Annotated in this window: 14 protein-coding genes; 9 read left to right on the top strand and 5 right to left on the bottom strand. The window is 62.3% G+C overall.

Annotated elements, in window-relative coordinates:
* Nucleotides 1-21 precede the first annotated feature (21 nt).
* The 5 genes from CCGE531_RS23160 to CCGE531_RS23140 all read right to left on the bottom strand — a co-directional run bounded on the left by CCGE531_RS23160 (nucleotide 22) and on the right by CCGE531_RS23140 (nucleotide 6,016).
* Complete coding sequence (locus tag CCGE531_RS23160) at nucleotides 22-2,358, bottom strand: heavy metal translocating P-type ATPase (protein WP_120668152.1); 2,337 nt, start codon at nucleotides 2,356-2,358, stop codon at nucleotides 22-24.
* 149 nt (nucleotides 2,359-2,507) lie between these two features.
* Nucleotides 2,508-3,485 (bottom strand): zinc-binding dehydrogenase, encoded by a 978-nt coding sequence (locus CCGE531_RS23155; protein ID WP_120668151.1) that lies wholly within the window; start codon nucleotides 3,483-3,485, stop codon nucleotides 2,508-2,510.
* Between the two features lie 41 nt (nucleotides 3,486-3,526).
* The gene (locus CCGE531_RS23150) at nucleotides 3,527-4,129 is read right to left on the bottom strand and encodes a TetR/AcrR family transcriptional regulator (protein WP_120668149.1); all 603 of its coding nucleotides are present in this window, start codon (nucleotides 4,127-4,129) and stop codon (nucleotides 3,527-3,529) included.
* 56 nt (nucleotides 4,130-4,185) lie between these two features.
* Nucleotides 4,186-5,442, bottom strand: coding sequence for an arsenic transporter (locus CCGE531_RS23145; RefSeq protein WP_120668148.1), 1,257 nt, complete (start codon nucleotides 5,440-5,442; stop codon nucleotides 4,186-4,188).
* 118 nt (nucleotides 5,443-5,560) lie between these two features.
* On the bottom strand, nucleotides 5,561-6,016 hold the full coding sequence (locus CCGE531_RS23140) for a universal stress protein (protein ID WP_120668146.1): 456 nt from the start codon (nucleotides 6,014-6,016) through the stop codon (nucleotides 5,561-5,563).
* Between the two features lie 674 nt (nucleotides 6,017-6,690).
* On the opposite strand from CCGE531_RS23140, the gene cydD reads away from it, so the two are divergent.
* From cydD to CCGE531_RS23095, 9 genes are all read left to right on the top strand, one after another.
* Complete coding sequence (gene cydD, locus CCGE531_RS23135; protein ID WP_245459386.1) at nucleotides 6,691-8,370, top strand: thiol reductant ABC exporter subunit CydD; 1,680 nt, start codon at nucleotides 6,691-6,693, stop codon at nucleotides 8,368-8,370.
* Entirely contained in the window at nucleotides 8,367-10,052 is a 1,686-nt protein-coding gene (locus CCGE531_RS23130; RefSeq protein ID WP_120668144.1) for an ATP-binding cassette domain-containing protein, read from the top strand. Before cydD ends, CCGE531_RS23130 begins: the two co-directional genes overlap by 4 nt.
* A gap of 78 nt (nucleotides 10,053-10,130) precedes the next feature.
* Nucleotides 10,131-11,726, top strand: coding sequence for a cytochrome ubiquinol oxidase subunit I (locus CCGE531_RS23125; RefSeq protein WP_120668142.1), 1,596 nt, complete (start codon nucleotides 10,131-10,133; stop codon nucleotides 11,724-11,726).
* A 6-nt stretch (nucleotides 11,727-11,732) separates the two neighbouring features.
* The gene (gene cydB, locus CCGE531_RS23120; RefSeq protein WP_120668140.1) at nucleotides 11,733-12,887 is read left to right on the top strand and encodes a cytochrome d ubiquinol oxidase subunit II; all 1,155 of its coding nucleotides are present in this window, start codon (nucleotides 11,733-11,735) and stop codon (nucleotides 12,885-12,887) included.
* A gap of 18 nt (nucleotides 12,888-12,905) precedes the next feature.
* On the top strand, nucleotides 12,906-13,031 hold the full coding sequence (cydX, locus tag CCGE531_RS23115; RefSeq protein WP_120668138.1) for a cytochrome bd-I oxidase subunit CydX: 126 nt from the start codon (nucleotides 12,906-12,908) through the stop codon (nucleotides 13,029-13,031).
* Nucleotides 13,032-13,279: 248 nt separating this feature from the next.
* A complete protein-coding gene (locus tag CCGE531_RS23110; RefSeq protein WP_120668136.1) occupies nucleotides 13,280-14,680 on the top strand; it encodes a PLP-dependent aminotransferase family protein in 1,401 nt (466 codons plus the stop codon).
* A 178-nt stretch (nucleotides 14,681-14,858) separates the two neighbouring features.
* Nucleotides 14,859-15,263, top strand: coding sequence for a DUF983 domain-containing protein (locus CCGE531_RS23105; RefSeq protein ID WP_120668134.1), 405 nt, complete (start codon nucleotides 14,859-14,861; stop codon nucleotides 15,261-15,263).
* A gap of 189 nt (nucleotides 15,264-15,452) precedes the next feature.
* A complete protein-coding gene (locus CCGE531_RS23100) occupies nucleotides 15,453-16,163 on the top strand; it encodes a FadR/GntR family transcriptional regulator (RefSeq protein ID WP_120668132.1) in 711 nt (236 codons plus the stop codon).
* Between the two features lie 72 nt (nucleotides 16,164-16,235).
* A complete protein-coding gene (locus CCGE531_RS23095) occupies nucleotides 16,236-17,774 on the top strand; it encodes an ABC transporter substrate-binding protein (protein WP_245459384.1) in 1,539 nt (512 codons plus the stop codon).
* Nucleotides 17,775-17,778: the final 4 nt, after the last annotated feature.

Genomic DNA, 17,778 nt, shown 5'->3' with positions numbered 1-17,778 from the left:
CTCATCGGCGCCCGCAGATGGTTAGACTGCCACGCGGCGCGGTCTGACTGCGAGCAAGCGCAAGGCATTCATGGTAACGAGCACCGTGGCGCCGGTATCGGCGAGGATTGCCGGCCAGAGACCGGTGATGCCGATGATGGTGGTGACCAGGAAGACGCCCTTCAGGCCGAGGGCGATGGTGATGTTCTGGCCTATGTTGCTCATGGTCCGCTTGGAGAGATCGATCATCTCGATGACGTCGCCGACGCGGCCGTGCAGGACGGCGGCATCCGCCGTTTCCAGCGCAACGTCGGTGCCGCCACCCATGGCAATCCCGACATCGGCGGTGGCCAGAGCCGGTGCATCGTTGATGCCGTCACCAACCTTGGCAACGCGAAAACCCTGCCGCTTCAGGTCGCCGACGATCCGCCGCTTGTCTTCGGGCAGCAGTTGCGCGCGAACCTCGATGCCGAGCGTCTTGCCGATCGCCTGTGCCGTGCGCTGATTGTCGCCCGTCAGCATGATCGTCTTGATGCCCGCATCGGCCAGCGCCTTGAGGCCGGCCGCCGTATCGGCACGCGGCTCGTCGCGCATGGCCAGCAGGCCGGCGGCGCTTCCCTTGGCAATGAGAACGGAAACGGTCTTTCCTTCATCGTTGAGTGCTGCGATCCGGGCCGACTGCTCCGGGGTCAACGACACTGTGTCGGCCGCCGCCTGCGGTGATCCGAGGAATACGTCCACACCGTCGACCATGCCACTCACACCCTTGCCGCCGATCGCTTTCGCATCGATGACCTGAGGGATATCCGTTCCGGCTGCGGCCGCACGGTCGAGGATTGCGCGGGCGAGCGGATGGCTGGAGCCGGTTTCGAGAGCCGCTGCCAGTCGCAGCACCTCCATATCGCTCATGCCAAGGCCGACGATATCGGTGACCTTGGGCTTGCCTTCGGTGAGCGTGCCCGTCTTGTCGAAAGCGACGGCGGTGACCTTGCCGATATTTTCGAGTACTGCGCCACCCTTCAGTAGCAGGCCACGCCGGGCGCCCGAGGAGAGCGAGGCGGCAATCGCCGCCGGCGTCGAGATGACGAGGGCGCAGGGGCAGCCGATCAGCAGGATCGCCAGGCCTTTGTAGACCCATTCGCCCCAGCTGCCGCCCAGCAACAACGGCGGGACGACGGCAACAAGTGCGCCGACAACGACGACGCCGGGCGTGTAATAGCGCGAAAAACGATCGATGAAGCGCTCGGTCGGCGCCTTCGATTCCTGCGCCTCCTCGACGAGCTTGACGACGCGGGCGATGGTATTGTCTGACGCAGCCGCGGTCACGCGGACGCGCAGAGCGGCATCGCCGTTGACCGTGCCGGCAAAGACGGTTGCATCCGTGCCCTTGCGCACAGGCGTGCTTTCGCCTGTCACCGGCGCCTCGTCGATGGCGCTTTCGCCCGAGAGGATCACGCCGTCCGCTGGAATGCGGTCGCCCGGACGCACCAGGATGACGGCACCAACGGCGAGGCTTTCGGCCTGCACTTCGCGGGTCTTGCCATTTTCCTCGATGAGTGCGGTCTTGGGCACGAGCTCCGTCAGGGATTGAATGCTGGCGCGCGCCTTGCCGGCTGCGACACCTTCCAGCAGTTCGCCGATCAGAAACAGGAAGACCACGGCTGCCGCCTCTTCGCTGGCGCCGATGATAACCGCACCGACGGCCGCGATCGTCATGAGCATTTCGATCGAGAACGGCGTTCCGACCCTTGCGGCCATGAAGGCGCGCCGGGCAATCGGCAACAGGCCCACAAGCATGGCGGCGGTAAAGATCCAGGCGTCCAGCGCGGGAACCAGCTTGCCGATGCCCCAGGCGGCGGCCACGGCGACGCCGGTCGCGACGGTCAGGCGACCCTTGGCCGATTTCCACCAGGGCCCGGAGGTCGGCCCATGATCGTGACCGTGAAGGCCGGCCACTGCCGCATCCGCCTCTTCCGATGCGTGGCCATGCCCCGTGTGATCGTGCTTATGGCCAGCCGCTCCATGGCCGTGATCGCCGTGGCTATGATCATGGTCGTGATCGTGTTCATGGTCGTGGGCACTCGGCTTATGATCGTGGCCGCAGCCGCAGGCATGATCGTCCGCTTCCACCTTCGGCGCGGGAACGTTGCCTTGCGGAAGCGGGAAGACCTTGTAGCCCAGCCCCGTGACGCGCTTTGCAATGCTCGGCAACAGGTCGGGATCGCCCTGATGCCTGACGGTCATCGTACCCGCAGTGACCGAGACGGAGACGTCCTCCACACCTTGCAGGCGGCGAACGGCCGTGTCGATTTTCGCGGCGCAGGAAGCGCAATCCATGCCTTCCACGCGATAGCGGCTCTGTTGTGTTGTCGACGTCATCTTCAGGTTCCGATTTGGCTGTTGGAACCATTGCTACATCCTCTAGCTGCTAGAGGGACAAGGGCCATTTTGCAGATTCTTGCGGGATGGTCGACGCTCAAGCCTACGCCGCCCGCAGAGCCTTCGGGCGGCGAGCGTTGCCGCAAAAATTACAGCTTCAGCAGAACCTTGCCGGCCTTGCCGGGCGCCAGCGAAGACTTCACCGCCTCTGCGATCTCCGTAATGTCATAGGCGGCTTCCACCGGCAGCTTGACCTCGCCGGACGCGACCCGCGCGATCAGCTCGCTGATCAGCCGCCGGCGCTCCTCGGCCGACATGGCGGCGCTGACCTTGGTGCCCCAGAAACCCTTGATCGTGAGCTGCTTGAAGATGACAGCCCCGGAGGCGATCTGCATCGGCTTGCCGGCCGCAGTACCAAAGGACACCAGCAGTCCGTTTTCACCCAGCAGATCGGCGAGGTCATTGCTCGCAACGCCGCCGACCGAGTCCACCGCGGCACGGATCGGCGCATCGCCAGTCATGGCGCGCACTTTCGCCTTCCAGTCGGGGGCGGCGGTAGAGACGGCGTTCGCGATATCGAATGCCGACAGCTCGTCAATGCCGCCATCGCGTCGAACAAGATTGATCATATGGATGCCGCGGCTGCGCGCCAGCATGGCCAGGGTCTTGCCGACCGCGCCGTTCGCGGCATTCTGGATGATCCAGTCGCCGCGCTCGACATTGAGGGATTCCAGAAGCGCGATGGCGCTGAACGGCATGGCGATCAGCTGTGCCGCGGCCTCGTCGGTAATGACGTCGGGCACAGGGACGAGGCTGGCAGCCGGCGCCGTGAATTGCTCGGCCCAGGTGCCATGCACACCGGCCGCAACGACGCGCTTGCCGATCAGCGTCTTGTCGACGCCCGCTCCAACAGCATCGACGAGGCCGACCGCCTCGCTGCCGCCGATAGCCGGCAGTATAGGTTTGTAGCCGTAGGCGCCGCGCACCGTCCAAAGGTCATGATTGTGGATCGGCGAAAGAATGGTGCGAATGCGCACGTCTCCCGCGGCCGGCTCTGGCAGCGGCATGTCGGCCAGATAAAGGACCGCAGCCGGATCGCCGAAGACATCGTGGATGGCACTGCGCATTTTGTATTCCTTACGTGTTGACATGCTGGTCCTGTCGTGGATCAAAGGCCGCCGGGTGCGGAAAGGGCTTGTTCAGTGGCAAACATGGCCTGGTCGAGCGGTGTCTTGTCCTTGCCAAGCTTCGCCAGGATCGCCGCCCCGAGCCAGAGGCTATAGAGCGAGCGAGCCGTCTTTTCCGGTATGCAGGATGGCGAAATGGAACCGTCCTCGCGTCCTTCTGTAATCGTCTTGGTGAGGCGGCGAAGGAGATCCTCGACGCCGCCAAGCAGGATGACGCGCATATTGTCCGAGAGGTCGGAGATTTCAGCGGCAAGCTTTACCACAAGGCACCGGTCGGCGAGGCTGGCCGCGTTGCCATCGGAAAGCCAGGCGTTCCAATAATGCATCAGCCGCTGGCGGCCGTTGCCCTTCCAGTCGAAGAGCGCATCGAGGCGCTCCGCATAATCCGAGCAATATTGCTTCAGCAGGGCGCAGCCGAAGGCTTCCTTCGATGCGAAATAATAATAGAATGACCCTTTCGGCACGGCGCTCTGCTCGAGCAGCTCTTTCAGGCCGACGCCTCCGAACCCCTTGCGCAGCACCAGTTCCCGGCCGATCGCGAGAATATGGCTTCGAGTGAGCTCTGATTTCTTCTTTGTCACCATGAGCGGTGCGTAACAAATAATCGACCGGTCGTCTATAAACTCGATGTTGTTTGCCGTCAGATCAGTGCGAGCGTCGCAAGCGAGAGGATCAGGGCGGGGAGCATCACGACGGCGCCGACCCTCAGAAAGGCAAGCGCTCCCATGTGGAGCCCCTCCCGACGAAGGGCGGCGAGCCAGAGGATGGTGGCAAGCGAGCCGGTTACCGAAAGGTTGGGGCCGAGATCGACGCCGATCAACACCGCGCCGGCAATGGAATCAGGAACATGGGCCGCCTGCACCGCGCTGCCGGCGAAAAGGCCGGCTGGCAGGTTGTTGACGAGGTTGGAGATGATCGCAACCGAAAAACCGGCGGCTCCGATCGCCTGCGTCTGGGATTGCGCGGCAAGCGATGCGAGCCTTTCGGACAGAAGCGCGGTCAGGCCGGTATGATTGACCGCTTCGACGATCACGAAGAGGCCTGCAACCAGGGGCAATACGCTCCAGCTTATGCCGCGTAGCGTCTCTATCGGGCTTTGCCGGGCGAGCGCGAGAACGATGACCGTCGTGATGACGCCTGCGGCAAATGTCGGTATTCCGAGGTCGAAATTCATGGCCGATGCCGCGATCAGTACGAGAGCGGTGACCACAAGCCCCCATCCGGCCAGCAGGGCCGTGTGCGAAAGGGAAGGTTCCCCGACATCGCGTGCGATCGTGTCTTCGGCGAGCGCGCGCCTTTGTGTCCAATAGAGGCAGGCGAAGGTGACGATAATCGAAACGATCGACGGCAGAAGGAAGGTCTGCATCCACCGCGACAGAGGCGGCATTTCGCCGCCGGCAAAGATAACGAGATTGGCTGGGTTGGAGATCGGCAGCACGAAGCTGGCGGCATTGGCGATGAAGGCGCAGACCAGCAGGTAAGGCATGGGATCCTTCACCCGTGCTGCCCGGCACGCGGCATAAACGGCCGGCGTGAGCACCACGGCCGTGGCGTCGTTCGACAAAAAGACCGTGACGACGACGCCAACGCCGTAGACGAGCAGAAACAGGCGGCGGGGTGACCCCTTGGCATGCGAAGTGGCGATCGCCGCTACCCAGTCGAAAAGCCCTTCGCGCCGTGCCAGCTCCGACAGAAGCATCATGCCGATCAGGAACAGATAGACATCGAAACCTTTGGATACACCCGCCCAAACGTCGGCCGGACCGATCAGCCGGAAGGCGAGGAGAACCGCCGCGCCGAGAACAGCCCAGATCGCTTCGGGCCAGCGGAACGGGCGTGTGACGACGCCGAGAGCCGTCAGGCCGGCAATGCTCCAGGTGATGGCGGATTCGGTCATTCAGCTCGTCTTGGACATCGGAAGGGAGCGGATATGTAGCATTGCGACGCCGGAGCGCAAACGGTAATTTCGGCACGTCCTCCGTAGAAACTTTTGGCCCGGACGACATCGCCGACGGCTACGCCTTTTTCGTTTTGGCCTCTTTCGCTGCATTGTCATGTGATTTGTCGGCGCTCTCGACTAGGACGGAACATTCAGCATGCCGGATGACATATTCGACAGTCGAGCCGAAGATACGGTCAAGAATATCGGAAGTATGGGTTGCGAGGACGATGAGATCGGCCTTCTTCTCCTGCGCGACCGTCAGCAAGGTTCTCGATGCGGTGCCCGTGCGGACCTCTATCGAGGCGGTAATGCCGAGGCGCCGGCAGAGCGCATCGAGCTTGTCTTCCGCCTCCTTGATGACGGACACGGCCCAATTGTCCGGGCTCTCGCTGCCCGAGGGAAAACGCTCGATGACATGAACCACGATCAGCTCCCCGCCCGGCGACAGAAGAGCATGGGATGTGCGCAACAGACGTTCGGCGCGCTCGCGGGATCCCAGTCCTATTGCGCAGATAATTTTCTCATACATTCCACTCTCCCCAAGGCCATGCCGGAGCAGGCTGTAAACCCCGTCTGCGACCGCGGCGGTCGTCACCGGCAGTATGACGCGCGCTCGTTGATTCGGCGATGATTGTTAGTCGAGTGGCGGCCATTTGGCCGCCGTCTGTGCTTTCAATGGCCGCGCGCTTCGCCATTTGCACAGATTTGATCCCGTCCTTTCCAGGAGCGGAGCGCGACTTCAAATTGCTGCACTGCAAACGGACAGGGCGGCTATCGCCTGGGGTGCTATCGTGATCAGATCTCAGAAATATCATTGGCTTCTGCGTCAATCTGCCGTCGTCGGATAGGTGCCCTGCGACATCCTGCACGCTTTTGCGCAGTGCACAATTTGTTTTAGAACCATTTCGCGAACAACTTGCCGCGGGCTCAACCCATCGGCGAGACGGCTCCTGCTGTCCTTGTCGCTGACAAGCGGTGGAAAGCCAGTCATATTGGGGCTCCGATATCGTCGATTGCGGCAAGTGCGTTCTGGGTTCGACGAAGACCAAGGTGTCTGCGATGCAGACCTGTTGGTCGCTATACGTCGGCGGACCCTCCTTGATGGCAAAGTATTGGAAAGGACGGGCTCACGTGACAGCTTCCTCCGCCACCGATGGAAAGTTGGAAAGACGCAAGACTGCAAGTGTCGCTTCGGCGGAGGGCTTGCATGCCCCCGATGCTGCAAGTGGCCGGACGGCGGAAAAGTATCGCGGCCTCGGTCTAGCTTCGACCTTGCTCTGTCTGTCTTCCCTGGGGTGGATCGGGCAGGCGGCGATGCTGGCGCTGGGCGTGGGCGCAATCAGCCAGGGCGGTGGCGCAGCAGAGGTGGCGATACCGGCTGCCGTCGTCGCCGGCCTCGGCATTCTGCGGGCGGTTTTGGACGCCGCCGGCGGACGGTTGGCGTTTCGGGCAGCGCGCCGTGAGCTGAGCATCCAGCGTGCGGCTGCGACGGCAGCGCTTGCATTGCGTTCCCCCCTCGATAGCGGAAGGGCCGCATCCGGTTTGGCCGCAAGCGTCGTCGGCGAGTATGCCGAGGCGGTCGTACCTTATCTCGCGCGGTTCCGCCCGGCCCGCATGAAAGCGAGCCTGGTGCCGCTCGTCATCCTTGTCTGCATCCTGCCGATCTCCTGGCTGGCGGCGTTGATCCTTGCGCTCTGCGCGCCGCTCATCCCGATTTTCATGGCATTGATCGGCTGGCGCGCCAAGGCAGCAAGCGAGAAGCAGCTTGCAGAAACCGGCGGGATCAATGCCTTCCTGCTCGACCGCCTGCGTGGCCTCGCGACCATCCGCGCCCTCGATGCCGTCGATGTCACGGCACGGCGATTATGCGCGGATGCGGACTCGCTGCGGATCCGCACCATGGCTGTGTTGAGGATCGCCTTCCTGTCTTCGGCCGTGCTCGAGTTCTTTGCCGCGCTCGGCGTTGCCGCAACGGCCGTCTATGTCGGCTTCAGTCTCCTGGGCTCGATCGAAATCGGCACATGGGAGAGCCGCCTGACATTGGCGCAAGGCCTCTTCATCCTCTTGCTCGCACCCGCCTTCTTCGAACCGTTGCGTGAACTGTCTGCCGTCTGGCATGACCGCGCCAATGGTGAGGCAGCGCTCTCGGCACTCGGGGAGCTGGCATCTTCGCAACAAACCATCCTTGGCGGCTTCGATGCGCGGTCATTCGCCGCCAGGGGCGCTCCATCGGTCGAGATCGAAGGTCTGGTCTTCCGGCATGGGCCGGAGCGGGCGGCGGCCATCGATCATTTCGATCTCTCGGTCGCGCCGGGAGAGCATGTGGCGCTCTGGGGGGCCAGCGGTTCGGGCAAGACCACGCTTCTGTCGTTGATCGCGGGTCTTGCGCGGCAGGATGCCGGTGTTATCCGGATCGGGGGCATTCCGCTGCGCGACGAGACCGCAGATGCACTGCGTCGTCGCATGGCCTGGATCGGTCAGCAGCCACACGTTTTTGCCGGCAGCGTGAAGCGCAATGTCGCGCTCGGACGCTCGGGCATCGATGCCGCAGCCGTCGCCGAGGTTCTCGAAGGTGTTGCTCTCGATCGCGTCTTTACGCCGGAGCGAGTGTCGGCGGTCGGCGAGGGAGGGCTTGGCCTGTCCGGCGGCGAAGCGCTGCGACTGGCGCTGGCGCGCATGATGATCGATGAGCAGGCCGATATCATCCTTGCCGACGAACCGACCGCCCATCTCGACGCAAAAACGGCGGCCGCCGTGACGGATGCGCTGCTCGCGCTTGCCAGCGGTCGCGTCCTGATCGTCGCCACGCATGATCCGATGCTTGCCGCGCGGATGCAGCGCATCGTCCGGATCGACGAGCAGGGACGGAAGGTGGCGGCATGACGCGTTCACTCAAAACCCTGCTTCCACTCATCGGCCTGTTCTGGCGCGAGCGTGGTAAGAGCTTGGCCCTTGGCGCCGCACTCTCCGTGCTGGCGATGCTTGCCGGCGGCGGATTGCTGGGATTATCCGGCTGGTTCATCACCGCTTCGGCCTTTGCCGGCCTGACGGTTGCAACTGCCGCGGTCTTCGATGTCTTCGCGCCATCGGCCGGCATACGCATGCTTGCAATCGGCCGCACGGCTGCCCGCTATGGTGAACGGCTCGTCACCCATGATGCGACGCTGAGGGTCCTCGCGGCCCTGCGCGAACGGCTGTTTCGCGGCTGGGCAGAGCCGGGTGCCGCGGCAGCAATGATCCGCCGGCCGGCGAAGCTGCTGTTCCGGTTGACGAATGATGTCGATGCGCTCGACTCCCTGTACGTGCGCGTGCTGGTGCCCGCCGCCGCCGCCGTCCTTGCCGCCATCGCCGTCACGATCGCCCTCAGCTTCATCGATCCGTGGCTCGGGGTTGCTGCGGGAGCCTGGCTCGTCGCGCTCTGTCTTGGCCTTTCGTTTATTGCCGGACGACTGGCGCTGAAGCCGGGCCGTCGTCGCGCCCATGCGATGGAGGCATTGCGTGCGCGGGCCATCGATCTTGTTGCCGGCCAGACCGATCTCGCAATGGCCGGGCAATTGCATGCGCAGCGAGCTGCGATTGCCGAAGCCGACGCGCGGCTGGCCAAGGCTGACAATGATCTGAACCGCATCGACAGCGCCGTCGCAGCCGGCTTCTCGCTCGGCTCGACCGTGCTATTGACCGCCACGCTTTTGGCCGTCGCATTTCTTGCCAGGCAGGGGACGATCGGTGCGCCTGCGGCGGCCTTTGCGTTGCTCATTGCCTTTGCCGCAACCGAGCCGTTCGCCGCGATGAGGCGAGGAGCTCTCGAACTCGGGCGAACCTTGCTCGCCGCAAGGCGCATTGCGCCACGGCTGAACCCTGACGCTGCCTCGCTGGAACCTATCGAACCGCAGGCAGGCTATGCATTCCAGCTTGCCGGCGTCGTTGCCGGTCATGATGGCGCATCCGTCTTGAAGGACGTCTCCTTGTCACTGGCGGTCGGCGAGCGGCTGGCGATCGTCGGGCAGAGCGGCGTCGGCAAATCGACGTTGCTGGCCCTGCTCGCCGGCGAGATCGTCGCCGCCAACGGTTCGGTGACGAGCCTGCCAGCAGCAATGTTGACCCAGCGCACGGAGCTGTTTCAGGACACGGTGCGGGGCAATCTGAAACTCTCGGACCTGCATGCCGACGATAGCCAGTTACGCAGCGCGCTCGCAACGGCCGGCTTGCTTGATGACATCGAGGCGCTGCAGCACGGTCTTTCGACTCGTCTCGGCGAAGGCGGCGGCGGCTTGTCCGGCGGTCAGCTTCGCCGGCTGGCGCTCGCAAGGCTTCTGCTGCGCGATACCCCGCTCTGGCTGCTCGACGAACCGACTGAAGGCCTCGATGCCACGTCGGCCCGCGCCGTGCTTGCGCGACTGGCTTCGGCTGCCGATGCGCGCAGCCTCGTCATCGCCACTCATATTCGTCGCGAGGCCGCCTTGGCGGACCGCATCGTGCTTCTGGACGGCGGACGTATCGCCGCCAGCGCGCGGCGCGACACACCGGAATTCGAAAGGCTCCTCGACCGGCTGCGGCCGGATTGAGGGGCAGACAACATGCCGCGGCGCGTCGAATGGCGCCGCATTCCTGTCAGACACACCGTAGGGGGTGGGAGAAAGACTATGGAACTAGATATCGTGGCGCTATCGCGCCTGCAGTTTGCCATGACGGCGCTGTATCACTTCTTATTCGTGCCGTTGACGCTCGGCCTTTCCGTGCTGCTTGCCATCATGGAAACGACCTATGTCATGACCGGCCGCCAGATCTGGCGGCAGATGACGAAGTTCTGGGGGACGCTCTTCGGCATCAACTTCGTGCTCGGCGTCGCAACCGGCCTCGTGATGGAATTCCAGTTCGGAATGAACTGGAGCTATTACAGCTACTATGTCGGCGATATTTTCGGGGCGCCGCTGGCGATCGAAGGGCTGATGGCCTTCTTCCTCGAGGCGACCTTTGTCGGCCTGTTCTTCTTTGGCTGGGACAAGCTGTCCAAGGTCGGCCACCTGGTCGCCACCTGGGCGGTGGCGCTGGGCTCCAACTTCTCGGCACTGTGGATCCTGATCGCCAATGGCTGGATGCAGAATCCGGTGGGTTCGGCGCTCAACCCGCAGACCATGCGCATGGAGATCGTCAGCTTCTTCGATGTCCTCTTCAACCCCGTGGCGCAGGCGAAATTCGTCCACACCGTCTCGGCCGGCTATGTCTGTGCCTCGGTCTTCGTGCTCGGCGTTTCCGCCTGGTATCTCGTGAAGGGCCGCAGCATCGAGCTTGCGAAGCGCTCGATGACCGTTGCCGCATCCTTCGGCCTGGCCTCGGCGCTCTCCGTGGTCGTGCTCGGCGATGAAAGCGGCTACCTGACGACCGAGCATCAGAAGATGAAGCTCGCGGCGATCGAAGGCATGTGGAGGACCGAGCCGGCGCCGGCCGCTTTCACCGCCTTCGGCTTTCCGGATCAGGAGGCGCGCGAAACCCACTATGCCATCCATATCCCCTGGGCCATGGGCCTGATCGGGACGCGGTCGCTGACGACGGAAATCGCCGGCATCGACAAGCTCGAGGAACAGGCCAAGGACCATATTCGCCAGGGCATCAAGGCTTATGACGCGCTGACGAAGATCCGCGCGGCCAAACCGGCAACGCCAGGCAAGGCTTCGCAGGACGTCGCCACAGCGCGTACCTCCTTCGAGGATATCGGCCACGAACTCGGCTATGCGCTGCTTTTGAAGCGCTATGTCGACGATCCGCGTCAGGCGACGGAGGAACAGATCACCCAAGCCGCTCGCGATACCATCCCGCATGTGCCGACGCTCTTCTGGTCCTTCCGCATCATGGTCGGCCTCGGCATGTTCTTCATCCTGCTGATGACGGTCTTCTTCTGGCTTTCGGCGCGGCGGAAACTTGATCGATATCCGACCCTGCTGCGGATTGCGGTCTTCGCCATTCCGTTGCCCTGGGTCGCCATCGAACTGGGCTGGGTGGTTGCCGAATTCGGCCGCCAGCCATGGATCATCGAAGGCGTGCTGCCGACGGCCGCCGCCGTCTCCAATCTCGGCGCCGGCACGGTGCTCCTGACCATCCTCGGCTTTGCCGCGCTTTATACCGTGCTCATCGTCATCGAGATGACCTTGATGATCAAGGCGATCCGCAAAGGCCCTGGACCGGATGACGAGCCGGAGGCCAAGCTGATTTCCGAAAACCTCGTTCCGGCTGCGGAGTAACCTGCCATGATCCTGCATGAATTGATCGACTACGAGACCCTGCGCATCATCTGGTGGCTGCTTCTCGGCGTTCTGCTCATCGGCTTTGCCGTGACCGACGGTTTCGACCTCGGCGTCGGCACGCTCCTTCCCTTCGTCGCCAGGACGGATACGGAACGGCGTATTGCCATCAATTCGATCGGCCCGACCTGGGAAGGCAATCAGGTCTGGCTGATCCTCGGGGGCGGCGCGATCTTCGCCGCCTGGCCGCCGCTTTATGCGGTTTCCTTCTCCGGCTTCTATCTCGCCATGTTCGCCATCCTGTTTGCCTTGATCCTGCGGCCGGTCGCCTTCAAATATCGATCGAAGCGGGACGGTGCCGGCTGGAAAGCCGGTTGGGATTGGGCATTGTTCATCGGCGGCTTCGTTCCCTCGCTGATCTTCGGCGTTGCCGTCGGCAACGTGCTGCAGGGCGTGCCATTCCGCTTCGATGACGATATGCGCATCTTCTACGAAGGCTCGTTCTTCGCGCTTCTGAACCCCTATGCGCTCCTTTGCGGCCTTTTATCGGTCGCCATGCTCGTCATGCATGGCGCAGCCTGGCTGCAGGTGAAGACGGACGGCACGGTTGCCGAACGCGCTCGGCGCTATGGCACCCTGGCGGCCCTGGCGGTCATCGTGCTCTTTGCGCTCGGCGGCCTGTTCCTTTGGATGGGCATCGACGGCTATCACATTGCAAGCGCCGTCGATCCCGAAGGACCGTCCAACCCGCTTCTGAAGACTGTCGAGCATGGCGCGGGTACATGGCTTGCCAATTACAGTGCCCATCCGTGGATGATGATCGCCCCGGTTCTCGGTTTCATCGGCGCGGCGGCGGCTTTGCTTGCGATGCTGGGCCGGCGCGAGGTCACGGTGCTGCTGTTCAGCAAGCTTGCCATCTTCGGCATCATCTCGACCGTGGGACTGTCGATGTTTCCCTTCCTCTTGCCGTCATCGCTCGATCCGCGCTCGAGCCTGACGGTTTGGGATGCGTCGTCGAGCCACATGACGCTGTTCATCATGCTTGTCGTCACCATCATCTTCCTGCCGATGATCCTGGCTTACACCGCCTGGGTCTATCGCGTGCTGTGGGGCAAGGTGGACGAGAAAACGGTCAACGACAAGAGCGGTCACGCCTACTGATCTTCAAGGAGATTTCGCATGTGGTATTTCGCCTGGCTTCTCGGCTTTCCTCTCGCCGCGGCTTTCGCGGTTCTCAACGCCATGTGGTACGAACTCATGGATGATCAAGCGAAGGCGAAAGCGGCTCGCGCTCAAGAGAAATGAGCTACATGACCCCTATTTGAGGGCGTCCTGCCAGATAAACGGCATGCCGGCTGGGGCCGGCGTGCCGTTTATCGTTCGTATGGTTTCCTTCCATCGCCATGCAGTCAATTGGAAATGCTGCGGCATATGATCGTGCCGGAGACAAAAATCGAAGTCGACGGTTTCATTTGATATGAATTGTATGCAACAATATGCAATCAATACTGGTCCGATCGCGGTTGCGGACCGATCCCGTGGCGGAGCATGAAATGAAAAACTGGCATCCCGATCTCAGTCGCTCCTCCAGTCCCCGCTACATCGCCATCGCCGACCTGATCGAAATGGATTTGCGCAGCGGCGTTCTCGCCGCCGGCGACAGGTTGCCGCCGCAGCGCGCGCTTGCCAAGCGCCTTAATGTCGACTTTACGACCGTGGCGCGAGGCTATGTCGAGGCCCAAAAGCGCGGTCTGGTGGATTCCCATGTCGGACGTGGGACTTTCGTGATCGGAAGACAGGAGCGGTCGCGGGGCTCGATCCCCGATGCCGCTTCTGATCCGCGCCGCGCTCCGGCGATCGACCTTTCGATGAACCTGCCGCCGGAACCGAACGACCCGGATCTCGTCGCCCGCATGCGCGAAGGACTGTCCGTGGTCGCGGCCGATCTCATTCCGCTGCTGCGGTATCAAGGGTTCGGAGGTTCTGTTATCGACAAGGAGGCCGCTGCCGTCTGGCTTGGCCGGCGTGGGCTGACCCCATCTCAGGAGCGCATCTTCGTGACGCCCGGCGCCCACCCGGCCTTGCTGGCGATCTTCGGTCTGTTGGCCAAGCCCGGGGAAACCGTGCTTTCGGAAAGTATCACCTATCCCGGCATGCGCTCGATCGCGGCCCAGCTCCGGCTCAATCTTGCTGGCCTGCCGATGGACGAGGACGGCATTTTACCGGATGCCTTTGCCGAGCATTGCCAACGCCGCCAGCCGAAAGCGCTCTACCTCAATCCCATCCTGCAAAACCCGACGACGCTGACTATTCCGCTCAAGCGCCGCGAGGCGATTGCCGCGGTCGCCCGCAGGTATCGCGTACCGATCATCGAGGATGATGCCTACGGCTTCATTCCGCTGGACGCGCCGCCGCCAATGGCTGCGGTCGCACCGGATATGACCTGGCATATCGGAGGATTGGCGAAGTGTATCGGCGCGGGGCTTCGCCTTGCCTTCGTGGTGGCGCCGGACACCAAATCGATATGGCCCTTCGCGAGTGCAATGCGGAGCAGCAATGTCATGGCGTCGCCGCTCAATATGGCGCTTGCGACGCGCTGGATCGAGGACGGCACCGCCGATGGCATTCTGCGCTTCATTCGCATGGAGGCTGCCGCCCGTCAGAAGATGGTGGCAGACATATTGCCTTCCAAGAGTTATTGCGCCGATCCCATCAGCTTCAATATCTGGCTGCCCTTGGGCAATGGCTGGACGCGCGCGACTTTTGCCAGCCACATGCGCAATGCAGGCATCGGCGTTGTCGCAAGCGATGCCTTCACGGTGGAGGGAACCGCACCTGAAGCCGTACGTGTTTGCCTCGGCGGCCCGATCGGCCGTGAGGCCTTGAAGGGCGCGCTGGAATTCATGGCGCATGCGCTGGAGGGGCCGCCGGAAATGGCGGCATCGTTCTTCTAAAGCCCCGCAATTTCGCTACCGATCGCGCGTCTGGCTCGGTGATGTTTTCGCCGGTGATCTCCTGCGTCATTCTGCCGAATGGACTCCTTGTCTGCATTCATTGTAACTATATTGAATGCATTCAATGCGCGACATTGATCGCGCCGCCAGAGAACGTTGTTTCAGGAGTGATGCCGCCATGGACACTGAATATCCGCCGCTGAGCCCGGTTCAGACCGGCCTTCGTTGCCGTTGCCCTCGTTGCGGACAAGGGCGCATGTTCGATGGATTTTTGACGCTGCGCAAGCAATGCGAAGCCTGTGGCCTCGACTATTCCTTTGCAGACCCCGCCGATGGGCCGGCTTTCTTCGTCATCTGTTTTGCCTGCATTCCGAGCGTGCTTCTCGGCGTTTGGCTGGAGGTTGCCTTCTCGGCGCCAGTCTGGGTTCAATTCCTGGTGACGGGGCCATTCATGCTGGCGACCTGCATTCCGCCGCTGCGGCCGCTAAAGGGGTGGCTGGTTGCCAGCCAGTACTTCTACAAGGCCGAGGAAGGCAAGCTTGTTCGTTTGCCGGAGACGGATATGTCGCACGGGGCGAATTGAGCGTTGGCAATACCTCCCCAGCCATCGTTCGACATGAAGATCATCGTCTGACCGTCGCTAGTTAATGCTGGTTGCGGATGCTCCCAGGAGGGCACGGCCGGCCATTAGGCACTGTCTACTCACTTGTCCCCTTGACGGATATCCTACAAGTTCATAGGATCATTGCCGATCTCTGTGGGAGCCTTTTCTATGGTTGGCAAACTTATCCAGCCTTTGACGCGCGCGCCGCTGCTGCATGTCTCCGTGCAGGAAAGCTTGCGCAGTTACATCGCGGACAACGCTCTTCAGGCCGGCACAATGCTGCCGGCGGAAGGTGAGCTTGCGGTGCAATTGGGCGTCAGCCGCAATTCCCTTCGTGAAGGCATCAAGGCGCTGGAATCTCTCGGTGTGCTGGAGACGCGCCGCGGTATCGGCATCTTCGTCAAGGCTTTCTCCTTTGCGCCGCTGCTCGACAATCTCGCCTATGGGCTCGGCGATGCGCTTCGGCACATGGAGGAAGTGCTGGAGATCCGCCGCACGCTCGAAATCGGCCTGATCGGCAAGACGCTGGAGATGATCGGGCCTGAGGATCTGGCCGAGCTGCGCGCGACCACCGACCGCATGCGTGCTCACGCCGAGCGCGGCGAGCCCTTCGCGGAAGATGACCAGCTTTTTCACCGGCTGCTGTTTCGCTGCCAGGGCAACGAGACATTCGTTCGGCTGATCGATGTGTTCTGGCTCGCCTTCTACAAGGCCTCCCGTTTTTTCGATCTGGAAAATGTCGATCCCATGGCCACCTGGCGGGACCACGAGGCCATCGTCGACGCGCTGGAATCCAAAAATCTCAAGGAGGTGCGCATGCGCCTCGACCGTCACTACGAGGGAATTTCACAGGTGATCGCCAACAACAAGAAAAAATAGCGACCGCAACAAGGGAGGAGGATCGCAATGAGGAAAGCTTTTCATCTGCCGGCAATCGCGTTGGGAGCGTTGATGTCGGCCACTGTTTTGAGCGGTACAGCTGCTCCCGCGGCTGCCGCAACCATGTCGGGCGGTTTCGATGTCGGCCCAGGCGGTTTTCAGGGCAACTTCAATCCGCTGGCCGCAACCGCCGGTCTCACTTGGCTCAGTACCTATTTCGAGCCGCTGGTCAGCTACGATGAAAAGCTGCAGAAGATCGTCGGCGTGCTTGCTTCCTCCTATGAGGTGAGCCCGGATCAACTGACCTACACGTTCAAGCTTGCCGACGCCAAATGGCACGATGGCAAGGCGTTCACGGTCAAGGACGCCAAGTTCACCATCGACCTTGCGGCAAATTCCAAGACCGGTTCGGTCTTTGCCGCCCGATTTAAACTCCTGTCATCGGTCGAGACGCCCGACGATCATACCCTCGTCGTCAAGCTTTCCGCCCCGTCGGCGAGCCTCTTGGATACGCTGGCCAAGATCATGGTGCTGCCCGAGCACGCGCTTGCCGCCGTGCCGGCCGATCAGCTCGCGAAGAGCACCTGGTGGTCGACCTCGCCAATCGGGACGGGTCCGTTCAAATTCGTCAAATATGTGCAGGACCAGTATGTCGAACTCACCGCCAACCCTGACTATCGCGGCGGCAAGCCCGTTCTCGACCGGCTGATCAACCGCTATTTCGCCAATCCGGCCGCGGCGATCTCGGCGCTACGCGCAGGTGAAATCCAGTTCACCTATGTCGATTCCAACGATGTGCCGACCTTCAAGGACGACAAGTCCTTGAAGGTCATCGAGGGCGATTCCTTCGTCGTCAACTATCTGGGTTTCAACCAGGATTCGCCGCTGTGGAAGGATCTTCGCGTCCGTCAGGCCGTCATGCACGCCATCAATCGCGATGCGATCATCAAGAGCCTTTATGGCGGAGCGGCAAAGCCGGCCAACTGCGCCTATGTCGCCAATCAGCTCGTTCCGGACGGCATCGAAGCCTATCCTTACGACCCGGCCAAAGCCAAGCAGCTGCTGGACGAGGCTGGCTGGGACAAGATCAATGGCGGCAAGCCGATCACCTTGCTGACCTACTACAACACGCCGCTTGCAACGAACGTATTGGCGGCCGTCCAGGCCATGCTGGCGCAGGTCGGCATCAATGTCGTGCCGCGCGCCGTCGATGCGCCGACCTATAACGGCATCGTGCTCAACCCCAATGCCGATACATCGCAGTTCCAGCTCGTCTATGCCGGCCTGCAGAACGGGCCTGATCCAAGCAATATCAATACCGGGCTCAATGAAAAGCAGATCCCGCCGGCGGGCGCCAATGTGGTACGCGCGCGCATGCCCGATCTGACTAAGGCGCTCGATGCCGCCATTGCCGAGACGGATGCCGGCAAACGCGATCAGCGCTACCGGGATGTCTGCAAGGTCATGAACAAGGATCTGCCCTGGGCGACCATGTGGGTGGCGAACCGCTACGGCGTGGTTTCGTCCAAGGTGAAGGATTTCGTCTGGACGCCAGCGCCCGGCGGCGGGCCTTATATCGCCCATCCGGAAGCGTGGAAGCTCTCAAACTAGGTTT

Origin of the sequence: Rhizobium sp. CCGE531 (assembly GCF_003627795.1) — a bacterium.
Lineage (GTDB): Bacteria > Pseudomonadota > Alphaproteobacteria > Rhizobiales > Rhizobiaceae > Rhizobium.
The sequence above is the reverse complement of the archived record's forward strand: the minus strand, read 5'-3'. Positions and strand labels throughout refer to the sequence as shown.